Origin of the sequence: Mesorhizobium sp. M4B.F.Ca.ET.203.01.1.1, assembly GCF_004791025.1 — a bacterium.
In the GTDB taxonomy this organism is placed as follows: domain Bacteria; phylum Pseudomonadota; class Alphaproteobacteria; order Rhizobiales; family Rhizobiaceae; genus Mesorhizobium; species Mesorhizobium abyssinicae.
Map to the genome: position 1 here is coordinate 261,182 of NZ_SRUO01000003.1, position 22,775 is coordinate 283,956.

Here is a 22,775-nt window from a genome sequence, read left to right on the forward strand (position 1 = left end):
AGCAAAAGCCGCGCGGGTCGCCCGGCGCGGCTTTGCGATTGTCTGGCCTGTCGCCTACTTGGTCTGGAAACGGGCGACCGAGAGGAACTTCACGGCATTGCCGGTGAACCGGTTGGCATCCGCCATCTGGTTGTCGGCCTGGAAGCCCGCCGTATAGACCTCGCTCGGCGGCGTATGCACGATGTTGTAGGCATAGCGCGGCGCCGTCGTGGCGCCGGAGACCGTGGCGACGTATTCGCCGCTGTTCAGTGCCCAGCGCGCGGCCTGCGGCGCGGCGGCAACCACCATTGCCTTCGGCCCAGGCTTCAGGTCGCGGGCGCTGGCCCTGGCTTCCTTGCGCGTCGTCTTCACGCCGGCACCGATTGCCAGCGCCGGATCGGAACCGGCCGGGCGGCTGGCGATGGCGTCGCGCGGCGAGGCCGCATCGACGCCGGACGGATCGTTGAATGCCGAGCGCGGCTCGAGCGAGGCGACCTGATAGTCGCCACTCGCGACACTGGCCTCGCTCGTGGCGTTGGCCTCGTCTAGAACGGCCTTGACTTCATCCGGCTTGACCTCGTCCGCCTTGGCCTCATCCGGACGCGCGCTGGGCAGGACCGAGAACGCATCGGTCGCGGTCTTGTTGTGCTGGGCGGTGTCGGCCAGCGCCAGCAGCACGCTCTTGTCCTGCGCTGCGAGATCGGCCGGCAACGAACGGTCAGGACGCCATGTCGGTAGCGGGATGTTGTTGACCGCGACCTGCGCTGGATCTGCGGCAGCAGTCGCGGCATCCGCAGCAGTCGGATTGGTCATGCCGAAAGGCACGCTGACCGGCGCATGCGCAGTCGCCACCCCCTGCTCGGTCGTCGTCGAGGCGTCGGCCACGCCGAACGGCACGTTCTCAGGCGCCTGCTGGCCGACATCGGTCTTCGGACGCGGCGCGAAGTCCGGCAGCGGGACCTCCTTTGGCGGCAGCGCCGCGATGATCGTCTCCGGCGTGTCCTGCTCAGGTTCCGAATCGGCCGAATTGTCGTCGGCGATCTGTGGAATGTTGGCGCGCTGCGCGTCCTTGGGTGACACGATCGCGATGCCAGGCAGGTTGCTGCTTTTGGCGACCGCGGCCGGCTTCGCGCTCTTCGGCTTGGGCGCAGGCGCGGCAGTCGCGACATCGGCGCTGTCGTCCGCTTCGTCATCGCCGCCGCCAAACCAGGCAGCAAGCAGCCCGCCGGACCGCTTGGTCGAACCGCCGGCGCTGGCCAGTTCGATGTTGGGGGTGCCGGCGCCCTTACGGGCTTTGTAGGCGGCCAAAGCCTGTTCGTAGCCCGGCAGCGGCCTGCCGTCGCTCGGCACGTGCAGCGTCTTGCCGTTCGGGAAGACCCCGACCAGTTCCTGGCGGCTGATGCCCGGCCAGTGGCGCACATTGCCGACATCCATATGCACGAACGGAGAGCCCGACGACGGATAGTAGCCGACGCCGCCGCCCTGCATCTTGAGACCGATGTTGCGCAGCTTCTTCAGCGGCACGCCGGGGATATAGAAATCCATCGCCTTGCCGAGCATGTGCTGGCTCTTCTCGGCGACACCCCGGCTGCGGCTGCGCAGCATCGAGTTCGTCGCCGGCGAGCGATAGCCGCAGACGACCTGGATGTAGTCGGTGGCGCCGCTCTGCCGATAGGCTTCCCAGACCAGGTCGAGCAGCCGCGGATCCATCTTGGTCGGTTCGTTGCGGCGCCAGTCACGCAGGATGATGTTGATCTTGCGCAGGCCCTCGGGATCGTAGCGCCCATTGCGCTTGTAGACGATCTCGGCCTTTTCGTGCGTGTGCAGGTGATAGAGCTTCAGCGAACGAACTTCGGCGCTGGCGCCGGTCACGGCCGCGGCGAGGAAACCAAGCGCAACAATCACAGCAGCCAGCCATCTCGGCCAGACGCTCATGTGATAATGCCGCCCGTCTGTGTGTCGTTCGACTTGGTTCAAATCAAATGGCCTTGCAGGCTGCCGTTTGTCCCCGGATTTGCCCAAACGGATGTGTTGTTCTCACATCCGAATATCGATCCTAATGGTTAATCATCGCTTATTGAAGCCGAAATGCGGTAACACCGTGGCGATATCCCGTCAAAAATGTTGCACTGCGTTTCTTGGTAAATTGCTGGTTTAGATCATTTTTCCGCCTTTGGCCGAAACACAATCTGTTACCGCGGGCCTCAATTGCGTGATCGCAGCCATAATCGAGTCGCTGCGGCGCCGCCGGCGCCGCGATCAATGCCGAGCGGGCCCGCACCAGGGGACGGAACTGGTCCGGAGCTTGCGAACAGGGCTCGGCGGGTCAGGATGCAAGGCGCTCGATGCGGCCGCTTTCCGGGTCGATGCCGTATTCCTTGAGCTTCCTGTAGAGGGTCGAACGGCCGATGCCGAGACGGCGCGCGACCTCGCTCATCTGGCCATTGTAATGGTCGATGGCGAGCTTGATCATTTCCAGTTCGACTTCGGCCAGAGCGCGTACATTGCCGCGCTCGTCCAGTGCCCGCAGCGTCCCGAAGCGCGGCTGCAGCCTTGCCGGCGGATCGGGCTCGGCCACGACCACCCCCGGCTCGCCGGCCACGTCGTCGTCACCGTTCAGCTCAGGCGCTGGCGCGGCAAATTCGACATCGAGCTTGACCGTGCCTTCCAGTTGCGCGCGGATCTGCGGAAACTCCTCTTCCGTCAGCAGCTCGCTTTCGGCCAGCACGGAGGCCCTGAAGACGGCGTTCTCCAGCTGCCTGATGTTGCCCGGCCAGTCATAGGCCTGCAGCATGGCGAGCGCCCTGGCCGAGATGCCTTGCGGACGGTGACGCGGATCGGCAGGCGCCACCTTCTCCATGAAATGCCTGACCAGATAGGGAATGTCGTCGCGGCGGTCGCGCAGCGGCGGCACGAAGATCGGATAGACGTTGAGCCGGTAGAACAGATCCTCGCGGAAACGGCCGTCCTTGACCTGCTGCAGGAGATTGCGGTGCGTCGCCGAGATCAGCCTGATGTCGACCTTGACCGTCGAACGACCGCCGACCGGATCGACCTCGCCCTCTTGCACCGCGCGCAACAGCTTGACCTGGACGTCGAGCGGCAGGTCGCCGATCTCGTCGAGGAACAGCGTGCCCGAATGCGCCTCGACGAATTTGCCGGTGTGCTTGTCGGTGGCGCCGGTGAACGAGCCCTTTTCGTGGCCGAACAGGATCGATTCGACGAGGTTGTCGGGGATGGCGCCGCAATTGACGGTGACGAACGGTTTCGAGCGGCGGTCGCCGCTGCCCTGGATGGCGCGCGCCACCAGCTCCTTGCCGACGCCCGATTCGCCCTCGATCAGGATCGGGATGTTGGACGCCGCCGCCTTCTGGCCGAGCCGGATCACCCGGTCCATCGCCGGGCTGTGCGTGATCAGGTCCTTGAAGGTCAGGTGGCCGCCGCGCCGCCTGGACGTGCGCTTCATCTCGTCTTCGACCGCCTCGACCTTCAGCGCGTTGGAGATCGCCGTCTGCAGCCTGTCGGGGGAGGCCGGCTTGACGACGAAATCGAAGGCGCCGTGGCGCATCGCCGATACGACGGTCTCGATGCCGCCCTGCGCGGTCTGCACGATGACCGGAACGTGGATGCCGCGCTCGCGCATCGCCTTCAGGACGCCGATGCCGTCGAGGCCGGGCATGACGAGGTCGAGAATGACCACCGACACATCGCGCGCGCCGGGTCCGTCGAGAGCCCCGAGGCCGGCCTCGCCGCCGTCGGTGACGATCGCGCCGTGGCCGAATTTCGTCACTGCCGCCTCGAGCAGCCTGCGCTGCACGGGATCGTCATCGACTATGAGTATGGAACCTGTCATGACTGTGTTGATGCCTGGCCCGAGAAATCCCCATGGATCATCTTGGCACAGGGTTCTAAATAAGGTTTCAAAAAACCCGGTGAACGAATTCCTTAGGATTTGACCGGCTTCTCTCTTTCCCCAGCTTCTGGAAGGTATTTGATGCGCATGGTTTCTGATGGGCAGCTCGCGGCGGTAGCGTCCGGTCACGGCGCGGCGGAGCTCGGCGACCTGCCGGAATGGAACCTCGCCGACCTCTATTCCGGCATGCAAGCGGCCGAGCTGAAGCGCGACATCGCCAAGGCGGCGCAGGATGCGATCAGCTTCGAGACGCGCTGGAAAGGCACGCTTGCCGCCGAGGCCGAGCGCGGCGCCGCCGGCCGCCTGGGCGAAGCGTTGCGCGCCTATGAGTCGCTGGAGGAACTGATCGGCCGCATCGTCTCCTATGCCGGGCTGGTCTATGCCGGCAACACCGCCGACCCGCAGCGCGCCAAGCTCTATGGCGATATCCAGGAGAAGATGACCGACGCCAGCGCGCATCTTCTGTTTTTTGCACTCGAACTCAATCTGATCGACGACGCGGTGATCGAGGGCGCGCTCGCCGCCGACGCGGGCTTTGCCCACTATCGGCCTTGGGTGCTCGACCTCAGGAAGGACAAGCCCTACCAGCTCGAGGATCGGGTCGAGCAGCTTTTCCATGAAAAGTCGATCACCGGACGCGGCGCCTGGAACCGGCTGTTCGACGAGACGATGACCGATCTGCGCTTCGACGTCGGCGGCGAGGAGCTGGCGCTGGAACCGGCGCTGAACCGCTTGCAGGACGCCGACGGCGAAGTCCGCCGCCAGGCGTCAGAGGCGCTGGCCGCGACCTTCCGCAAGAATCTGCGCACCTTCACGCTGATCACCAACACGCTGGCCAAGGACAAGGAGATTTCCGACCGCTGGCGCGGCTTCGAGGACATCGCCGATTCACGCCACCTCGCCAATCGCGTCGAGCGCAGCGTGGTCGACGCCCTGGCAGCCGCCGTGCGCGAGGCCTATCCGCGCCTGTCGCATCGCTACTATGCGATGAAGGCGCGCTGGCTCGGCATGCAAGTGATGAACCACTGGGATCGCAACGCGCCCTTGCCCGAGACCCCGCAGGCTGTCATCCGCTGGGACGATGCCCGGGACACGGTGCTGTCGGCCTATCAGCGCTTCTCGCCCGACATGGCCGAAATCGCCCGCACCTTCTTCGACCGCAACTGGATCGACGCGCCGGTGCGGCCCGGCAAGTCGCCCGGCGCCTTCGCCCATCCGACCGTGCCGTCGGCGCATCCCTATGTGCTGCTCAACTACATGGGCAAGCCGCGCGACGTGATGACGCTCGCGCATGAGCTCGGCCATGGCGTGCATCAGGTGCTGGCGGGCGGCCAGGGCGCGCTGATGGCCTCGACGCCGCTGACGCTGGCCGAAACGGCCTCCGTCTTCGGCGAGATGCTGACCTTCCGCTCGCTGCTCGACCAGACCACCGACCGGCGCGAGCGCAAGGCCATGCTCGCCCAGAAGGTCGAGGACATGATCAACACCGTGGTGCGCCAGATCGCTTTCTACGAATTCGAGCGCAAGGTGCATGCCGAGCGCAAGAACGGCGAGCTGACCTCCGACCGGCTCGGCCAGTTCTGGCTGGAGGTGCAGGCCGAGAGCCTCGGCCCGGCGATCAAGCTGCGCGACGGCTACGAAGTGTTCTGGACCTATATCCCGCACTTCATCCATTCACCCTTCTATGTCTACGCCTATGCCTTCGGCGATTGCCTGGTGAACTCGCTCTACGCGGTCTACCAGAATGCCGAGCGCGGCTTTCAGGAGAAGTATTTCGAGATGCTGCGCGCCGGCGGCACCAAGCATCATTCCGAGCTGCTGGCGCCCTTCGGTCTCGACGCCACCAACCCCGCCTTCTGGCAGATCGGGCTCGGTGTGATCGGCGGCCTGATCGACGAGCTGGAAGCGCTGGACAAGTGAAGGGTGGCCCTGCCCCTGAGCGTCGCCAGAATAGTTTAGACGGAACGCGTGTTGGGAGTGGCCTATTCTTGGCATAAATATTTGTTCTTCAATGACTCTCCGGGAATTTTTTCCGTTAGCTTTCCACAAGCCGTATGATAGCGTCCGGCCTCAAGCTCAGCCGGAGCTCAGGCAAGGGACAATCTCGGCCGGTGGCGACCTTCGGCGAATGCGATGCGGCCGTTGGCCATGGCGAAGAGCCGATCGCCGACAGCTCGATTGAAGCCGGCTGTTCCGCCTAGCGGAACCATCGAACGGTCTTGCGCCAAGGTCGTCACTCCAGGCCACGGCAGACGGATCGGACTGGAGAGAGAGAATGAGCACTTTTTTCTACATGCTCCTGGCGTTCATCGTGGGTGTGGTGGCCGGCTGGTTCATCTGGGGTCGCCTGGGCGGCGAGCTCGACGGCCTGCGCGGAGATCTCGAGCGCACGCGCAGCGAGCGCGACAAGGTGCGTGCCGATGCCGACCGGCTGACCGGTGAGCTCGATGCTTGCGGTCGTGCCCGCGCCGATCTCGAGCGCCGGCTGCGCGAAGCGCCGGCTGGATCCGGCGCGGCGAAGGCCTCCGCTCCAGCGCCCGCGGCGCTGATCTCGACGCCAGCAGCGGCCAAGCCTGCTGCCGCCAAGCCTGCTCCGGCCAAACCGGCTTCGGCCAAGCCCGCAGCCGCCAAGCCGGCCGCTGCCAAATCTGCCGCTGCAAAGCCGGCGGCAACCAAACCTGCCGCCGCAAAGCCTGCGGCATCAAGGACGGCCGCCGCGCCCAAGGCCGCGGCCCCCAACGCGGTGGCAAAGACAGCCGCGCCTGCACCGGCCCAGTCAGCGCCGGCAGCAGACAAGCCGGCGACAGGGACGGCCGACAATTTGCGCCGGCTGATCGGTATCGGCCCGGTCAACGAAAAGCTGCTCAAAGGCCTTGGGGTTACAAGTTACGCCCAGATCGCCGCCTGGACGGCCGACGACGTCAAGCGCATCGAGGAGGTGCTGAATTTCGACGGACGCATCGCGCGCGAGCAATGGATCGAGCAGGCGAAGCTGCTCGCCGCCGGCGACGAAACGGAATTCGCCCGCCGCTTCCCGACCGCGGGAACCGCCAGCAACACCTGATCGGCTTGCGCTTCCGGCGCATGACAAAGCGGCGGTGCGCATGGACACCGCCGCTTTCCTTTGGTCCAGCCGCCTTTGCGGCCCTCGACGCCGCTCCCTCGATTGCGCGCCGGCGCACCCCCATATAGAGCGATCGCTGCACCACCGACCGAACACTCGAGCCATGTCCCTGCCGTCCGCCATTTTCCGCAACGACGAGAGCGGCCGCCAGCTGGTCTTCGACCGGCCGGCCGAGATCATCGTCGCGCACGACGCGGACGATTTCCCCGCGGCGCTTGAAGCCGCGCAGGCGGCCTCCGATGCGGGCAAATGGCTGGCCGGCTACTTCTCGTATGAAGCGGGATATCTGCTCGAGCCGAAGCTGGTGCCATTGCTTCCCGAGGGCCGGCGCGCGCCGCTGGTCTGCCTCGGCATCTTCGACGCTCCTGCCGAACAGGCGGTGCCGCGCCGTCCCGGTCCCGCGACCAACGGCCCGATCTTCGACGCCCGCGCCGCCTGGTCGGCGCAAGACTATGCGAAGCGCTTCGCGCGGCTGCACGACCACATCCGCAAGGGCGACTGCTACCAGGGCAATCTGACCTTTCCGGTGCGGGCGCAATGGTCCGGCGACCCGCTCGCCGCCTTCGACGCGCTGACCGAGCGCCAGCCGGTGAAATACGGCGCGCTGATTGCGCTCGGCGATCCGATCGTGCTGTCACGCTCGCCGGAGCTGTTCTTCGAGATCGACGCCGAAGGCATGATCGAGACGCATCCGATGAAGGGCACGGCGCCGCGCGGCGCGACCAGGGCCGAGGACGCGCGCCTGAAATCGTTCCTGCGCAAGGACGAGAAGAACCAGGCCGAGAACCGCATGATCGTCGACCTCTTGCGCAACGACATCTCGCTGATCAGCGAGGTCGGCACGCTCGAGGTGCCGGAACTGTTCCGCATCGAGACCTATCCGACCGTGCACCAGATGGTCAGCCGCGTGCGGGCGAGACTGCTGCCCGATGTCGGCATCCGCCAGGTTCTTGCGGCGCTGTTTCCCTGCGGCTCGATCACCGGCGCGCCGAAGATCCGCGCCATGGAGATCCTGCACGATCTCGAAGCCGTGCCGCGCGACGTCTATTGCGGCGCCATCGGCTGGATCGCGCCCGGCGGCACGATGCGTTTTTCCGTGGCGATCCGCACCATCTCGCTCTTTTCCAGCGGCGAGGCCGTCTACAATGTCGGCGGCGGCGTCGTCTTCGATTCCACCGCCGAGGAGGAGTACCTGGAGTGTCTCTTGAAAGCGCGCTTCGCGACGGGAACCGTGCCGATTTCGAGCTGATCGAGACCATGCGCTGGGAGCCGGGCTCCGGCTTCCTGCGCTTCGAGCGTCACCTCGCGCGGCTCTACGCATCTGCGGCGGAACTCGGCTTCGCCTGCGATCCGCAACAGGTCGGCGAAGTGCTGATGGACACGGTTGGCCGGCAAACCGTCCCCTTGCGCACCCGCCTCGTCCTTGCGCGCAACGGCGAGGTGACGGCCGCCGCGCAGCCCTATGAGCCGCTCGCCGCCGACAAGGTCTGGCGGCTGCAATTGGCGCGCGTCCGCCTCGATTCCGGCGATACGCTGCTTCGCCATAAGACCAGCCGCCGCGATGCCTACCAGCACGCGCGCGCCGAATATCTCGCCAGCCGCGCCGACGAGGTGCTGCTCGCCAACGAGCGCGGCGAGCTCTGCGAGGGCACGATCACCAATCTCTTCGCCGATTTCGGCGACGGCGTGCTGGCAACGCCCCGGCTCGACTGCGGCCTCTTGCCTGGCGTATTGCGCGGCGAGCTTCTGGATGAAGGCCGCGCCGCCGAAGCGATCTACACCCTTGACGATCTGAAGGCCGCCCGTGCGGTCTACGTCGGCAATTCGCTGCGCGGCCTGATCCCCGCAAAACTGTCCTGACGCAGGCTGGGAGAATGCGATGTTCGTCGTTTCGCTGAACTACAAGGTGCCGCTGACCGAGATTGACCGGCTGGGGCCCGCGCATGTCGAATGGCTGAAAGCCTGCTACGCCGAAGGCATCTTCGTCGCCTCCGGGCCGAAGCGGCCAAGGACCGGCGGCATCATCATCGCGCGTGGTCCGCGTGACGTGCTCGATGCCAGGCTGGCGGACGATCCTTTCGCCAGGGCAGGCGCTGCCGATTACGATGTCACCGAATTCACGGCGAAAATGACCGTTGCCCAGCTGGACGCGTTCAAGGAATTATGAGCAGGCCCGCCCATACGCCCTATGACGGCTCGTCAAAGCCCTTCACCATCGGGCTGAAACCGCTCGGCCTCGACCAATGGCTCGATGTCGACGAGAACTTGCCTGCCCACCTCGCCGAGAAGCGCCGGCTCTACGCGGAAATCCCCGAGAAGGTCTTTGTCGAGGAAGACGGCACGCGCGAGGCGCAGCAAGAGGTGCTCGACCTCGTCGTCGCCTATCTCGCGGCGAAGCACCCCGGTACCCACCGCGGCATCAGCGCCGGCGTCGAGGTCATCGGCGCCGAGAGCGGCGGCGGTCCGACCGCGGCCTTGCGCGAGGCGCCGCTCGTCAGGGCATCCCTGCTCGTCCAGGAGGATCTGATCCTGATGCGCCGGGACGAAAGCGGCTGGCGGCTGGCCGCCGGCTCGCTCTGCTTTCCCTCATCCTGGTCGCTCACCGAAAAATTCGGCAAGCCGCTACAGCGGATCCATGCGCCGGTGCCCGGCTTCGGACCAGGCACGCGTCCGGCCGACTTGATCAACCGCATGTTCGACGGTCTCCAGGGCCAGGCGGTCGAGCGCTACAACTGGTCGATCCAGGCCGGCGACGCGCTCTATCATCCGCTTTCCAACCTGCAGCGCATCGACCGCGCCACCAATCGGCCCTCGCGCTTCCATGATGGCGACGTCGACGCCCACGCCTTCATCCGCGTCGAGCGCCAGACGTCGCGTAAGCTGCCGGTCTCGCGCGACATCCTGTTCACCATCCGCATCCATCTCGACCCGCTCAAGGTGCTGGCCCGCCATCCCGACAGGGCAACGCTCGCGGCATCCTTCGCCGCGCAGCTTGAGGCGCTCGACCAGGCACAGCTCGACTACAAGGGCCTGACATCCGACCGCAACCGCCTGGTCGCCTTCCTCGCCGATATGGCCAGGGCGGCTTAACCACGCCGCCGGGCTGGCCTGGCCGGTGGTTGGCGCTTTTCGCTGGTTTGTGACAATGATCTGTGGTGTAGCGCTTGACCGTCCGGCGCAATTGCCCTGCTTTTCCCTATGTTTGAAGGAGTGTCTGAAAAAATGGCGAATGAAAACTGGCCCGTTTACGGTGAAATCACCGGTCCCGTCGTGATGATCGGCTTCGGCTCGATCGGACGGGGAACGCTGCCGCTGATCGAACGTCATTTCAAGTTCGACAAGTCGCGCATGACGGTCATCGACCCGCGCGACACCGACCGCAAGCTCCTCGACGAGCGCGGCATCACCTTCGTGCAGGATGCGGTGACCAAGAAGAACTACAAGAAGCTGCTGACGCCGCTTCTGACCAATGGCGGCGGCCAGGGTTTCTGCGTCAACCTGTCGGTCGACACCTCCTCGCTCGAACTGATGAAGCTCTGCCGCAAGCTCGGCGTGCTCTATGTCGACACGGTGGTCGAGCCCTGGCTCGGCTTCTATTTCGACGACAAGGCCGACAATGCCGCGCGTACCAACTACGCGCTGCGCGAGAGCGTGCGCGAGGAAATCGCCAGCAACCCCGGCGGCACCACGGCGATCTCCTGCTGCGGCGCCAATCCGGGCATGGTCTCGTGGTTCGTCAAGCAGGCGCTGGTCAACCTCGCCACCGATCTCGGCCTGGAGTTCGCCGAGTCGGCGCAGAATGATCGCGAAGGCTGGGCCAAGCTGATGAAGAAGGCCGGCGTCAAGGGCATCCACATCGCCGAGCGCGACACCCAGCGCACCAAGAAGCCGAAGCCGATGGACGTGTTCTGGAACACCTGGTCGGTCGAAGGCTTCGTCTCGGAGGGTCTGCAACCGGCCGAGCTCGGCTGGGGCACGCATGAGACCTGGATGCCGAAGAACGCCAAAAAGCACAAGCACGGCTCGCAGGCGGCGATCTATCTGGAGCAGCCCGGCGCCAACACCCGCGTGCGCTCGTGGTGCCCGACACCCGGCGCGCAATATGGCTTCCTGGTGACGCACAACGAGGCAATCTCGATCTCCGACTTCTTCACCTTGCGCGGCAAGAAGGGCAAGGTCCACTACCGCCCGACCTGTCACTATGCCTATCACCCTTGCAACGACGCGGTGCTGTCGCTGCATGAGATGTTCGGCGCTGCCGGCAAGGCGCAGCCTGTCCATCACGTGCTTGACGAGAACGAGCTGGTCGACGGCATCGACGAGCTCGGCGTGCTGCTCTACGGCCATGACAGGAACGCCTATTGGTATGGCTCGCAGCTGTCGCTCGCCGAGGCCCGCAAGCTCGCCCCCTACCAGAACGCCACCGGCCTGCAGGTCACCTCGGCGGTGCTGGCCGGCATGGTCTGGGCGCTGGAAAATCCCGAAGCCGGCATCGTCGAGGCGGACGAGATGGATTACAGGCGCTGTCTTGAAGTGCAATCGCCCTATCTCGGACCGGTCAAGGGCTATTACACCGACTGGACGCCGCTCGATCACCGTCCGGGTCTTTTCCCCGAGGATCTCGACAAGAACGACCCGTGGCAATTCCGCAACATCCTGGTGCGATAGCAGCGCCGTCAGCCTATCCGACTGCCTTGCAATCGCCCGGAAATCGGGCGATTGAAGGGGCGCGGCCTGGAGCGACGTGCGTCCGTTTGGAGAGTACGCTCTAGCACTATGAATGTCCGCGCCGTGCTTCGAACCGACTTCGGGCCGACGCGAGAGGAGAGGATTTTGATCATGACCATTGCACGCAAATTGCTTTCGGCGGGCGCGGCGGCAAGCCTGCTGGCCGCTTCCGCCTGCTCCACCGTCGGCCCTTCCGAGCCGCCGATGTCGGCCGGACCGAAAGGCGTCGAAGGCTCCTGGATCGACGCCAAGGGCACCGGTCTGTCGAGCTTCACCGCCGGCGCCTTCACCACCGTCGCCACCGATACCGGCCAGAAGCTCGCCGAAGGCAGCTACACCATGACGGGCGCGACCTCGGTCGAGATCCACGGCACCTCGCTGATCCGCCAGACGCCGGTCAGCTTCAACTGCCTGATGATCTCCACCAGCCAGCTCAACTGCACCAGCGCCAGCGGGCAGAACTTCGTGCTGACGCGTCGCGTCTGAGCCGGTAAGACATCTATCCTGATAGCGGACGGCGGCGCGAGCCGCCGTCTTTTTTGTGCCGGCAACCTCGTCCTGATTTCCCCTTGCATCGACCGAAACGCGATGTGAACATGCCTCGAAGCTGGCTGTCGTGCTGCAGTCAAGCGATGGCGCTAGACACCTCTGATGAGGTTCATCCGGGAGAGGAAGATGAAGAAATTTGCCGCTCTTGCAGCCCTGTCCGCGTCAGCGCTTGGCCTGTCGGCCGGAGCATCTTTTGCCGACTACACATTGAACATCCTGCATTTCAACGATTGGCACAGCCGCATCGAAGGCAACAACAAATACGAGTCGACGTGCTCCGCCGAGGAGGAGACAAAGGGCGAATGCGTCGGTGGCGCCGGCCGGCTGGTCACCGCGATCGCCCAGGAGCGCAAGAAGCTCGAGGGTCAGAACGTGCTGCTGCTCAATGCGGGCGACAGCTTCCAGGGCTCGCTGTTCTACATCACCTACAAGGGTGCCGCGGAGGAGGAATTCCTCAACCAGATCAAGCCGGACGCGGTGACGCTCGGCAACCATGAATTCGACGACGGCGAGACAGCACTTGTGCCCTATCTCGACAAGGCGAAGTTCCCGGTCGTCAGCGCCAATGTGGTGGCCAACGACAAGTCCGGCGCCGCCGGCAAGATCAAGCCATCGATCGTGCTTGAGGTCGGCGGCCAGAAGATCGGCATTGTCGGCGCGGTGACCAACGACACGCCGGAACTCGCTTCGCCCGGCCCGAACATCGCCATCGAGGACGACGTCAAGTCGATCACGGCCGAGGTCGAGAAACTGAAGGCGCAAGGCGTCAACAAGATCATCGCCGTTACCCATATCGGCTACAACCGCGAGCGCGATGTCATCGCCAAGATCCCGGGCATCGATGTCGTGGTCGGCGGCCACAGCCACACGCTTCTGTCCAACACCGATCCGAAGGCGGCCGGCCCCTACCCGACGATGGTCGACAACCCCGACGGCTCCAAGGTGCCGGTGGTGCAGGCGGCCTCCTATTCGAAATATCTCGGCGAGTTCAAGGTCGTGTTCGACGACAACGGCGTCGTCAAGGAAGCGAGCGGCGACCCGATCTTTCTCGACAAGTCGATCACGCCCGATCCGGCCGTGCTCACCCGCATCAAGGAGCTCGGCGCGCCGATCGAGGAATTGAAGAACAAGGAAGTGGCCGAGACCACCAAGCCGATCGACGGCAGCCGCGACAACTGCCGCGCCCGCGAATGCGAGATGGGCAACCTCGTCTCCGACGCCATTCTCGACCGCGTCAAGGGCCAGGGCGTCGAGATCGTGATCTCGAATGGCGGCGGCCTGCGCGCCTCGATCGACCAGGGCACCGTCACCATGGGCGAGGTGTTGACCGTGCTGCCCTTCCAGAACACGCTGGCGACCTTCCAGATCTCGGGCAAGGACCTCGTCGCCGGGCTGGAAAGCGGCCTCAGCCAGATCGAGGACGGCGCCGGGCGCTTCCCGCAGGTCGCCGGTCTGAAATATTCCTTCGACAAATCGGTCGCGCCCAATGCCGGACGCGTCAAGTCGGTCGAGGTGATGGAAGGCGGCGCCTGGGCGCCGATCAATCCCGACAAGGACTATATGGTCGCCACCAACAACTATGTCCGCCAAGGCGGCGACGGCTACAAGGTCTTCGCCGAGAAGGCCAAGAACGCCTATGACTACGGCCCGGGCCTGGAGCAGGTGGTCGCCGACTATCTCGGCGCGCACCGGCCGTATACACCCAAGCTCGACGGCCGCATTACCGAGATCGCGGCGACCGTCGCGGCGGCGCCCGCCGCCGAACCGGCGAAGCCGGCCGAGGCTGCACCGGCAACGCCAGCTCCAGCAGAACCGGCCAAGCCGGCTGAGGCGGCACCTGCGGCGGCGCCGGCCCCTGCTCCCGCGGCCGAACCGGCCAAGCCCGCCGAAGCTGCACCGGCACCGGCAGCGGAACCGGCAAAGCCGGCCGAGGCAGCGCCAGCCGAGGCCAGCCACGTCATCGTCGCCGGCGACACCTTCTGGGATCTGGCCAAGAAGGCCTATAACGATGGCACCAAGTGGAAGCTGATCTCCGGCGCCAACAAGGGTTTCGAGGCGCACCGGCTGCCGATCGGCGGGACGCTGGCCATCCCGCCCGCCGCCAAATAACTCCTGCCGCAGCAAATCGACGAACCCGTCCGGGCAACCGGGCGGGTTTCTGCTTTCCGGCATGCGTATTAAGGTGCGGCCAGACGCGGCATTGAAAACCGACGGCGTATCGCTAATTTGGCCCCGCCATCGCTGGTTTCGCGATGCCCGGAGACCCCTTGATGACGTTGACCAGCCCGATCGATCCCAAAGCCGCGCAGGCCGCAGGCGCGCTGCTGGCTGGTCCCGCGCCGGCCAAGGCGGGCAAGGTCGGCGTGATGCTGATCAATCTCGGCACGCCCGACGGCACCGACTTCAAGCCGATGTGGCGCTATCTCAGGGAGTTCCTCTCCGATCCGCGCGTCATCGAGCTCAACAAGGCGATCTGGTACCCGATCCTCTACGGGCTCGTTCTGACCACCCGTCCGAAGAAGTCGGGCGCCAACTACGCCAGGATCTGGAACCGGGAGAAGAACGAGTCGCCGCTGCGCACCTTTACCCGCGCCCAGGCCGAGAAGCTTACCCAAGCGTTTGGTGACCTGCCCGATGTCGTCGTCGACTGGGCGATGCGCTACGGCAATCCATCGACCGCGAGCGTGGCCCAAAAACTGGTCGAGCAGGGCTGCGACCGCATTCTTTCCTTTCCGCTCTATCCGCAATATTCGGCGACGACCACGGCGACCGCCAACGACCAACTGTTTCGCGCGCTGATGAAGATCAGGCGCGCGCCGGCGATCCGCAGCGTGCCGCCCTACTATGACGAGCCTGTCTACATCGAGGCGCTTGCCCGCTCGATCGAACGCCATCTGGCCAGCCTCGACTTCGCGCCGGAGGTGGTCATCACTTCCTACCACGGCATCCCAAAACCCTATTCCGACAAGGGCGACCCCTATCAGGCCCATTGCCTGGAGACGACGAGGCTGCTGCGCCAGAAGCTCGGCTGGGACGAGAAGAAGCTGATCACCACCTTCCAGTCGCGCTTCGGCGCCCAGGAATGGCTGCAGCCCTACACCGACGTCACGGTCGAGAAGCTCGCCAAGGACGGCGTCAAATCGATCGCCATCGTCAATCCCGGCTTTTCCGTCGACTGCATCGAAACGCTGGACGAGATCGGCCGCGAGGCGGCCGAGACCTTCCATCATGCCGGAGGCGAGAACTTCGCCCATATCCCTTGCCTCAACGACAGCGCCGAAGGCATGGCGGTGATCGAGGCGCTGGCGCGGCGCGAGCTGTCCGGCTGGGTGTGAGCCCGCTGCGTTGAGGCGATCGATCGCCCCTGTCGCGCTCTTCCATCCACTAATAATGAGCGATCACCTGATTGTAACACTATTGAAACACACCTAAGTGTTTGGTGAAGTCGGCTGCCTGGAATCAACGCCATGGCCGGCATCTGAGGGAGATTCAAATGGACTTCAGTGGTTTCGGTATTGCGATTGGTGCACTTGCCTTTCTGGTGTTGGTGCTTCTTATCAAAGGCATCAGGACAATCCCGCAAGGTTATAATTATACCGTGGAGCGGTTTGGCCGTTACACCAAAACACTGAGCCCGGGCCTCAACCTCATCGTGCCGTTCGTCGACCGTATCGGCGCCAAGATGAACATGATGGAGCAGGTGCTCGATGTTCCGAGCCAGGAAATCATCACCCGCGACAACGCCATTGTGGGTGTCGACGGCATCGCCTTCTTCCAGATCCTCAATGCGGCGCAAGCGGCCTACCAGGTCTCCGGCCTGCAGAACGCAATTCTCAACCTGACGATGACCAACATCCGTACTGTCATGGGTTCGATGGACCTCGACGAACTCCTGTCGAACCGCGACGCCATCAACGAGCGCCTGCTGCGCGTCGTCGACGAGGCGGCACACCCGTGGGGCATCAAGATCACCCGCGTCGAGATCAAGGACATCAATCCGCCGGCCAATCTGATCGAATCGATGGGCCGCCAGATGACCGCCGAGCGCAACAAGCGAGCGCAGATTCTGGCCGCCGAAGGCCTGAAGCAGTCGCAGATCCTCGAGGCCGAAGGCCGCAGGGAAGCCGCCTTCCGCGACGCCGAGGCGCGCGAGCGCTCGGCCGAGGCCGAAGCCAAGGCGACGCAAGTGGTTTCGGAGGCGATCTCCAAGGGCGACGTCCAGGCGCTCAACTACTTCATCGCGCAGAAATACACCGAAGCGCTGACCAGGATTGGTTCGGCCACCAACAGCAAGATCGTGCTGATGCCGCTTGAGGCTTCGTCGCTGATCGGCACGCTGGGCGGCATTGGCGAGATCGCCAAGGAAGTCTTCAAAGATGGCGGACCGGCTGCCGCGACGCGGCAGGGTTCGCGCCCGCCGGTCGTCAAGTCCGGCGACAACTGAGATCATAGGAGGCTGCTCCCATGTTCGACCGTATCATTTCCGAACTTGGTCCGTGGAACTGGATGGTACTGGGCCTCGTCCTCCTGGTTATGGAGGTCATAGCACCCGGCATCTTCATGCTGTGGATCGGCATCGCCGCATTGGTGATCGGCCTGATTTCGCTGCTCATCTGGGACGCAAGCTTCTGGACCTGGGAAGTCCAGGTCCTTGCCTTCCTGGCGCTGTCGCTGGTCTCGGCCTTCGCCGGCAAGAAGCTGGTTGGCGGGCGTCATGACGCGACCGACCAGCCGCTGCTCAACCGGCGCGGCGCGCAGCAGGTCGGCAAGATGGCCACCCTTGCCGAACCGATCAAGGACGGCCGCGGCCGCATCAAGCTCGGCGACACGTTGTGGCGCGTGTCGGGTCCCGACCTGCCGGCCGGCACGCAAGTGCGCGTCGTCAGTTCGGCCGATACCGACCTGGAACTGACTGTCGAAGCTGTCTGATTGCCCGAAAGCGCGCAGCGCTTTCGAAACAGAAAATCAGGGCGTGTCGCGTAGGGCTTCCCGAGCGTGACGCGCCTTTTTCAGGCCGCGCCGATCCGCAGCAGATCATGCAGGTGGACGAGCCCCACAGGACGTCCGTCCTCGACCACCATCAGGCTGGTGATGGCGGAGGTGTTGATGGTCTGCAGGGCCGTCGCCACCAGCGTGTCCGGCGTCGCCGTCTTTGGTTTCCTGGTCATCACCTGATCGACGCTCATCGCCAGAAGGTCGTTGGCGATATGGCGGCGGATATCGCCGTCGGTGATGATGCCGATCAGCGCCCCATCGGCGCCGCTGATCGCCACGCAGCCGAAGCCCTTGCGCGAGAGTTCGATGATCGCCTCGCGCATGCCGGTGCCCGACGGCACCAGCGGCAGACGCTCGCCGACATGCATGATCTCGCGCAGTTGCGTGAGATTGGCGCCGAGCTGTCCGCCTGGATGGAAGGTGCGGAAATGGTCGGGCGTGAAGCCCCGCGCCTCGAGCAACGCAATGGCCAGCGCGTCGCCCATGACCAGTTGCAGCAGCGCCGATGTCGTCGGTGCCAGGCCGTGCGGACAGGCCTCCGGCGCGGGCGGCAGGAGCAGCACCACGTCGGCGGCGCGCGCCAGTGCCGAGGTCTCGCCGGACGTGATGGCGATCAGCGGGATCGAGAAACGCTTGGAATAGGCGACGATGCCCATCAATTCCTTGCTTTCGCCCGACCACGACATGGCGACGATGGCATCGTCCTTGGCGATCATGCCGAGATCGCCGTGATTGGCTTCCGCCGGATGGACGAAGAAGGCGGGCGTGCCGGTCGAGGCCAGCGTTGCGGCGATCTTGGAGCCGATATGGCCGCTCTTGCCGACGCCGGTGACGATGACGCGGCCCTCGATGCCCGAAATCAGCTCGACGGCGCGTGCGAATGGCTCGGCCAACCCGTTCTCGAGCGCGGCGGCAAATGCAGCCATGCCGGCCTGCTCGGTCGCCACGGTTCTCAGCGCCGAATCGATCGAAGCCTGCCTGTCCGGGCGCTTCTTTTCTGGGGACCCTGCATGCATGGCTGATGCGCTTAGCGCTTCGCCGCCCGCCTGTCCAACAGAAATGCCACCTGCGGTCGATGGCGGCCCTCTCCTGACGCACCATTTTGGCTTCGACATGCGGGACACCGAATGCGCGAGAGAACCGCCCGCCTCAACCCTCCGTTAACCATCCCCATTTACGGTTCGGTAAGTATGGCGCGCCCGCGCCGCGCAAGCAGTGGTGACGATGACCGGGGCCCAGCCTGAAACGAAAAGAGGTCGAACGGGCAAGGCCGTCAGCACGCTGTTGCTGGCGGCGAGCGTCCTCGCTTTGCTGCGGCCGATGCCGCTCCATGCCCAGGAAACCGAGTTGCGCGGCGAGGTTTCGGAATCGGCGATCCTGTCGGACCAGCAGCGCAAGGTCAGGCAGATGAGCAGGGCTCGTGCCCAGGATCTGAACGGGCCCGCGACCGCGACCGCCGACGCTCCGGCCGACACCTATTCGCCGGCCAGCCCCGGCGCAGTGCCTGACGAGACCGATGGAACGGCCGCGAACGACAGCATCTTCGACCAGCCTGCCGCCACCGACGATCCGTTCGTCGAGAACCCTTCTCCGCCCAAGCCGCGCCGGACCTCAACCGCCAAACAGCGCGCCGACGATGCGGACAAGAAGGCGGACAACGACACCGCCGGGAAGAAAAAGACAAAGGCCGCCGACAAGAAGAAGACCAAGCAGCAGACCGACCCAACGGCGACCGGGACCACCACTACCGCAGACACTGGAACCGCCGGAGAGGACCAGGACGGCGCCAATCGTCGCGCCGTGACCATCGACAGCGTCGACAGGCAGAAGCTTGACCCCGGCGCCGAGCGCACCGCCTCGATCGAAGGCCAGAAGATCAAGCCCGAGGATGACCCCTTCGCCGCAACCGGTATCAAGGTCGGCAGCTTCGTCTTCCGGCCGACGCTGGAGCAGGGCTTCACCGCGACGTCCAATGCCGATGCCAGCAGCGGCGGCACGTCGGCGGTGCTGTCGGAGACGGCGCTGCGTTTTTCCGCGACCTCCGACTGGCGCGAGAACTCGGCCACGATCGACGGCTACGGCATTTTCCGCAACACGGTTTCGGGCCAGAAGATCAACGACGCGCAAGGCCGCATCGAAGGCCAGCTCAACGTCGACCTCGACAACGAGCTGCGCGCCATCGCCAAGCTCGGCTACGAGGCGGTGCCGGAATCGGCCTCCTCGCCGGACGCCATCGCCGGCGTCACTTCGCAGCCGCTGCGGCAGACCGTGGACGGCAGCCTCGGCATCGAGAAGGACGTCGGCAAGATGCGCTACGCGCTGACCGGCGCGATCACGCATGACTTCTATGGCGACGCCGATCTTTCGGACGGCACCACACTGTCGCAGAAGGACCGCGACTCCACGCTCTATTCCGCGACCTTGCGCACCGGCTATCAGGTTTCGCCGGCCATAACGCCTTTTGTCGAGGTGGAGGCAGGGCGACGGGTCTATGATCTGCGCCTCGACAGCAACTTGTACGAACGTTCCTCGACCAGGCTCGGGGCGCGCGCCGGCCTCGAACTCGACATGGACGACAAACTGTCGGGCGAATTCTCCGTCGGCTGGCTGCGCGAAGCGATCGACGACGACCGCCTGCCGGCCAATGCGGGGCCCTACGTCAACGCCGATCTCAAATGGTCGCCCGAGCGCGGCACCATCGTCGGGCTCACAGGAAGGACCACCATCGAGAGCACCACCACGGCCGGGGAAAGTGGCGATGTGCTCTACTCGGGCAGGCTTACCGGCGAACGCCAGGTCCGCGCCAATCTGACGGCGAATTCCGCGCTTGGCCTCGACTGGCGCGACTATACCGGCTCCGACGGCCATGACCTGATCCTGAGCGCCGAGGCCGGCCTGACGTGGTGGCTGAACCGCTATGCCGGCCTCACCACAAGGGTCAGGACCGAGAAGCTGAACAGCAACCTGCCCGGCCGCGACTATGTCGCCAACAGCATCTTCCTGGGGCTGAAGGTGCAGCGCTGAGGAGGCCGGCGCCTGGAGCGTTTCACCGTTTCAACGAAACGGCGAACCGCTCTATCCTTTTGTTTTGATGCAATTCCGGACGGAAAACCGCTCGCACTTTTCCTGGAATTGCTCTACAGCGCCGCGCCCCGCCGCTCGGACGGCTTCATCTCGTCGAGCAGCGTGCGGATGACGCCGGCCATGCTCTCATTCATGTCTCTGCGCCACAAAGCGAAGGCGACATTGGCCTCGACAAAGCCTTCCGGCGAGCCGCAGTCGAAGGTGCGGCCCTGGTAGTGGTAGCCGTAGAAGGGCTGCTGCTTCTCCAGCTTCAGCATCGCATCGGTGAGCTGGATCTCGTTGCCGGCGCCGCGCTCCTGGCCTTCGAGGATGCCGAAGATCTCCGGCTGCAGGATATAGCGGCCGTTGATGAACAGGTTCGAGGGCGCGGTGCCTGCCTTCGGCTTCTCGACCATGCCGGTGATGCGGAAGCCGTGATGGGTATCCTCGCCGCGGCCGACAATGCCGTATTTATGCGCCTCGGCCGGATCGCACTCCTGCACCGCGATGATGTTGTTGCCGGTCTCGGCATAGAGCTCGACCATGTCCTTCATGCAGCTCTTTTCCGACTGCATGATCATGTCGGGCAACAGCAGCGCGAAGGGCTCGTCACCGACCAGTTCGCGGGCGCACCAGACGGCATGGCCGAGCCCCATCGGCACCTGCTGGCGGGTGAAGCTGGTCTGGCCCGGCGCCGGCTGCAGCCGCTGCAGGCGGGCGAGCTGGTCGTCCTTGCCGCGCTGGGCAAGCGTGTCGTAGAGCTCGAACTGGACGTCGAAATGGTCTTCGATGACCGCCTTGTTGCGGCCGGTGACGAAGATGAAATGCTCGATGCCGGCGTCGCGCGCCTCGTCGACCACATACTGGATGACCGGTCGGTCGACGACGGTCAGCATTTCCTTGGGAATTGCCTTGGTGGCGGGAAGGAACCGCGTACCGAGACCAGCGACCGGGAAGACTGCTTTGCGAACTCTCTTCATGCTGCCAATTATCCGCTTGATTACGCGCTCCGCAATCCCGTTCTGAGACATTTTCGCGCCGGAATCGAGATGTAAGGAACGCCGAGTTTACAAAACTTGCAGTGCGTAAAGCATCGTCGCGTCTTTTCGTTCCCGCCCCCACCTATGGTAAACTAAATACTAACCGGGTTCGGCGATGAATGATCTTCCTGATACGAAAAAGGAGGAACAGATGTCCGTTCGCAGCACCGCAAAGCGCCTTGCAAGCGTCGTGACGGCGGCCAGCCTGTCGCTTGCCCTGCTGATGCCCGCGGGACCTGCTTTCGCCGATGCCGGATTCCGGCAATGGGTCGCCAGCTTCCGCGCCACGGCGGTGCAGAGCGGCGTCTCCGGTGCGATCTACGACCAGGCCTTCAGGAACATCACCGATGTCGATCCGGTCGTGCTGGAAAAGGCCCGCACCCAGCCCGAGTTCACGGCACCCGCCTGGGACTATTTCGACAACCGCGTGCACGACCAGTCGGTCGCCGTCGGCCAGCAGATGGCGAGGAAATGGAAGCCGTGGCTGGACAGGATCGAGGCGCGGTTCGGCGTCGACCGCAACATCCTGCTCGCCATCTGGTCGATGGAATCGAACTATGGCGAGATCCTCAAGCGCAACGACATCATGCGCAATGTCATCCGCTCGCTGGCGACGCTTGGCTATGCCGACCCGCGGCGTTCGAAATTCGCCCGCACCCAGCTGATCGCGGCGCTGAAGATCCTGCAGAGCGGCGATATCGACGAAAGCCATCTCAGCGGCTCGTGGGCCGGCGCCATGGGCCACACCCAGTTCATCCCGACCAGCTACCAGCATTATGCCGTCGACATGGACGGCAACGGCAAGCGCGACATCTGGAACTCGATCCCCGATGCGCTGGCGACGGCCGCCAATCTGCTGCGGAAGAACGGCTGGCAGGCCGGCAAGACCTGGGGCTACGAGGTCGTCCTGCCGGCCGGCAAGCTCCCCGCCGGCTCGAAGACGCTGGCGCAATGGCAGGCGCTAGGCGTCGTCAGGGCCAACGGCAAGCCGTTCAAGAACGGCTCCGACAAGGCGACGCTGAAAGTGCCCGACGGCCGCGGTGGGCCGGCCTTCCTGATGATCAAGAACTTCTCGGTCATCAAGGCCTACAACAACGCCGACAAATACGCGCTCGCCGTCGGCCTTCTTGCCGACGAGATCGCTGGTGGCAGCGGCCTGGTGCAGGACTGGAAACGGCCCTTCACCAAGCTGAGCTTCGAGGAGCGGCAGGAACTGCAGCAGCGGCTTTCCGAGCACGGCTACTATGACGGCAAGTTCGACGGCAAGATCGGCGAGGGATCGAAGGCCGCCATCATGGCCTTCCAGGCGAAGGCCGGCTTGACCCAGGATGGCTATCCGAGCATGGAAGTGCTCAAATGGCTCCGCAAGAAATAGGACCGCTTC

The 22,775-nt window shown here is 64.7% G+C and carries 18 protein-coding genes; 14 read left to right on the top strand and 4 right to left on the bottom strand.

Translation table 11 applies throughout. The features are described from left to right. Positions 1 to 54 precede the first annotated feature (54 nt). Together EN846_RS08045 and EN846_RS08050 are read right to left on the bottom strand one after the other, a co-directional pair. On the bottom strand, positions 55 to 1,914 hold the full coding sequence (locus EN846_RS08045; RefSeq protein WP_127286202.1) for a DUF882 domain-containing protein: 1,860 nt from the start codon (positions 1,912 to 1,914) through the stop codon (positions 55 to 57). Positions 1,915 to 2,305: 391 nt separating this feature from the next. Continuing rightward, positions 2,306 to 3,832, bottom strand: coding sequence for a sigma-54 dependent transcriptional regulator (locus EN846_RS08050; protein WP_127286201.1), 1,527 nt, complete (start codon positions 3,830 to 3,832; stop codon positions 2,306 to 2,308). A gap of 141 nt (positions 3,833 to 3,973) precedes the next feature. Between EN846_RS08050 and EN846_RS08055 the strand changes: the two genes are divergently transcribed. From EN846_RS08055 to EN846_RS08110, 12 genes are all read left to right on the top strand, one after another. Further along, positions 3,974 to 5,812: a M3 family oligoendopeptidase gene (locus tag EN846_RS08055; protein ID WP_187331325.1), complete on the top strand. Its 1,839-nt coding sequence runs from the start codon at positions 3,974 to 3,976 to the stop codon at positions 5,810 to 5,812. A gap of 355 nt (positions 5,813 to 6,167) precedes the next feature. Further along, positions 6,168 to 6,956, top strand: a complete 789-nt coding sequence (locus tag EN846_RS08060) for a proton-conducting membrane transporter (RefSeq protein WP_128274616.1) — start codon at positions 6,168 to 6,170, stop codon at positions 6,954 to 6,956. A gap of 163 nt (positions 6,957 to 7,119) precedes the next feature. Then, complete coding sequence (locus EN846_RS08065) at positions 7,120 to 8,265, top strand: aminodeoxychorismate synthase component I (protein ID WP_128346138.1); 1,146 nt, start codon at positions 7,120 to 7,122, stop codon at positions 8,263 to 8,265. After that, positions 8,214 to 8,876: an aminotransferase class IV family protein gene (locus EN846_RS08070; RefSeq protein WP_127394286.1), complete on the top strand. Its 663-nt coding sequence runs from the start codon at positions 8,214 to 8,216 to the stop codon at positions 8,874 to 8,876. Before EN846_RS08065 ends, EN846_RS08070 begins: the two co-directional genes overlap by 52 nt. Positions 8,877 to 8,895: 19 nt before the next feature. Continuing rightward, positions 8,896 to 9,183 (top strand): YciI family protein, encoded by a 288-nt coding sequence (locus EN846_RS08075; protein ID WP_127394285.1) that lies wholly within the window; start codon positions 8,896 to 8,898, stop codon positions 9,181 to 9,183. Next, positions 9,180 to 10,106: a DUF3445 domain-containing protein gene (locus EN846_RS08080; protein WP_128347013.1), complete on the top strand. Its 927-nt coding sequence runs from the start codon at positions 9,180 to 9,182 to the stop codon at positions 10,104 to 10,106. Before EN846_RS08075 ends, EN846_RS08080 begins: the two co-directional genes overlap by 4 nt. A gap of 132 nt (positions 10,107 to 10,238) precedes the next feature. Further along, positions 10,239 to 11,684 (top strand): homospermidine synthase, encoded by a 1,446-nt coding sequence (locus EN846_RS08085; RefSeq protein ID WP_127392804.1) that lies wholly within the window; start codon positions 10,239 to 10,241, stop codon positions 11,682 to 11,684. Between the two features lie 171 nt (positions 11,685 to 11,855). After that, positions 11,856 to 12,230 (top strand): hypothetical protein, encoded by a 375-nt coding sequence (locus tag EN846_RS08090; RefSeq protein WP_127284911.1) that lies wholly within the window; start codon positions 11,856 to 11,858, stop codon positions 12,228 to 12,230. 189 nt (positions 12,231 to 12,419) lie between these two features. Beyond that, a complete protein-coding gene (locus EN846_RS08095; RefSeq protein WP_135913827.1) occupies positions 12,420 to 14,402 on the top strand; it encodes a bifunctional metallophosphatase/5'-nucleotidase in 1,983 nt (660 codons plus the stop codon). Between the two features lie 161 nt (positions 14,403 to 14,563). Beyond that, the gene (gene hemH / locus EN846_RS08100; protein WP_127284909.1) at positions 14,564 to 15,628 is read left to right on the top strand and encodes a ferrochelatase; all 1,065 of its coding nucleotides are present in this window, start codon (positions 14,564 to 14,566) and stop codon (positions 15,626 to 15,628) included. A 158-nt stretch (positions 15,629 to 15,786) separates the two neighbouring features. Further along, positions 15,787 to 16,737 carry an SPFH domain-containing protein gene (locus EN846_RS08105; protein ID WP_127284908.1) on the top strand — a complete coding sequence of 317 codons (951 nt, stop codon included), beginning with the start codon at positions 15,787 to 15,789 and terminating at the stop codon, positions 16,735 to 16,737. A gap of 20 nt (positions 16,738 to 16,757) precedes the next feature. Then, positions 16,758 to 17,222 (top strand): NfeD family protein, encoded by a 465-nt coding sequence (locus tag EN846_RS08110; protein ID WP_127284907.1) that lies wholly within the window; start codon positions 16,758 to 16,760, stop codon positions 17,220 to 17,222. Between the two features lie 80 nt (positions 17,223 to 17,302). Here EN846_RS08110 and EN846_RS08115 read toward each other — a convergent pair whose 3' ends face one another. Next, entirely contained in the window at positions 17,303 to 18,304 is a 1,002-nt protein-coding gene (locus EN846_RS08115; protein WP_127392802.1) for a KpsF/GutQ family sugar-phosphate isomerase, read from the bottom strand. 208 nt (positions 18,305 to 18,512) lie between these two features. On the opposite strand from EN846_RS08115, the gene EN846_RS08120 reads away from it, so the two are divergent. Next, the gene (locus EN846_RS08120; RefSeq protein WP_135858268.1) at positions 18,513 to 20,312 is read left to right on the top strand and encodes an outer membrane beta-barrel protein; all 1,800 of its coding nucleotides are present in this window, start codon (positions 18,513 to 18,515) and stop codon (positions 20,310 to 20,312) included. Positions 20,313 to 20,425: 113 nt separating this feature from the next. On the opposite strand, the gene galU is transcribed toward EN846_RS08120, so the two are convergent. After that, entirely contained in the window at positions 20,426 to 21,340 is a 915-nt protein-coding gene (gene galU, locus EN846_RS08125; protein WP_187331333.1) for a UTP--glucose-1-phosphate uridylyltransferase GalU, read from the bottom strand. 202 nt (positions 21,341 to 21,542) lie between these two features. Between galU and EN846_RS08130 the strand changes: the two genes are divergently transcribed. After that, complete coding sequence (locus EN846_RS08130) at positions 21,543 to 22,766, top strand: lytic murein transglycosylase (RefSeq protein ID WP_127392013.1); 1,224 nt, start codon at positions 21,543 to 21,545, stop codon at positions 22,764 to 22,766. Positions 22,767 to 22,775: the final 9 nt, after the last annotated feature.

What these genes read in the sequence shown, in the direction of transcription:
- EN846_RS08045 (WP_127286202.1), bottom strand. Translation starts at nt 1,914, where the DNA reads ATGAGCGTCTGGCCGAGATGGCTGGCTGCTGTGATTGTTGCGCTTGGT.
- EN846_RS08050 (WP_127286201.1), bottom strand. Translation starts at nt 3,832, where the DNA reads ATGACAGGTTCCATACTCATAGTCGATGACGATCCCGTGCAGCGCAGG.
- EN846_RS08055 (WP_187331325.1), top strand. Translation starts at nt 3,974, where the DNA reads ATGCGCATGGTTTCTGATGGGCAGCTCGCGGCGGTAGCGTCCGGTCAC.
- EN846_RS08060 (WP_128274616.1), top strand. Translation starts at nt 6,168, where the DNA reads ATGAGCACTTTTTTCTACATGCTCCTGGCGTTCATCGTGGGTGTGGTG.
- EN846_RS08065 (WP_128346138.1), top strand. Translation starts at nt 7,120, where the DNA reads ATGTCCCTGCCGTCCGCCATTTTCCGCAACGACGAGAGCGGCCGCCAG.
- EN846_RS08075 (WP_127394285.1), top strand. Translation starts at nt 8,896, where the DNA reads ATGTTCGTCGTTTCGCTGAACTACAAGGTGCCGCTGACCGAGATTGAC.
- EN846_RS08080 (WP_128347013.1), top strand. Translation starts at nt 9,180, where the DNA reads ATGAGCAGGCCCGCCCATACGCCCTATGACGGCTCGTCAAAGCCCTTC.
- EN846_RS08085 (WP_127392804.1), top strand. Translation starts at nt 10,239, where the DNA reads ATGGCGAATGAAAACTGGCCCGTTTACGGTGAAATCACCGGTCCCGTC.
- EN846_RS08090 (WP_127284911.1), top strand. Translation starts at nt 11,856, where the DNA reads ATGACCATTGCACGCAAATTGCTTTCGGCGGGCGCGGCGGCAAGCCTG.
- EN846_RS08095 (WP_135913827.1), top strand. Translation starts at nt 12,420, where the DNA reads ATGAAGAAATTTGCCGCTCTTGCAGCCCTGTCCGCGTCAGCGCTTGGC.
- hemH (WP_127284909.1), top strand. Translation starts at nt 14,564, where the DNA reads ATGACGTTGACCAGCCCGATCGATCCCAAAGCCGCGCAGGCCGCAGGC.
- EN846_RS08105 (WP_127284908.1), top strand. Translation starts at nt 15,787, where the DNA reads ATGGACTTCAGTGGTTTCGGTATTGCGATTGGTGCACTTGCCTTTCTG.
- EN846_RS08110 (WP_127284907.1), top strand. Translation starts at nt 16,758, where the DNA reads ATGTTCGACCGTATCATTTCCGAACTTGGTCCGTGGAACTGGATGGTA.
- EN846_RS08115 (WP_127392802.1), bottom strand. Translation starts at nt 18,304, where the DNA reads ATGCATGCAGGGTCCCCAGAAAAGAAGCGCCCGGACAGGCAGGCTTCG.
- EN846_RS08120 (WP_135858268.1), top strand. Translation starts at nt 18,513, where the DNA reads ATGACCGGGGCCCAGCCTGAAACGAAAAGAGGTCGAACGGGCAAGGCC.
- EN846_RS08130 (WP_127392013.1), top strand. Translation starts at nt 21,543, where the DNA reads ATGTCCGTTCGCAGCACCGCAAAGCGCCTTGCAAGCGTCGTGACGGCG.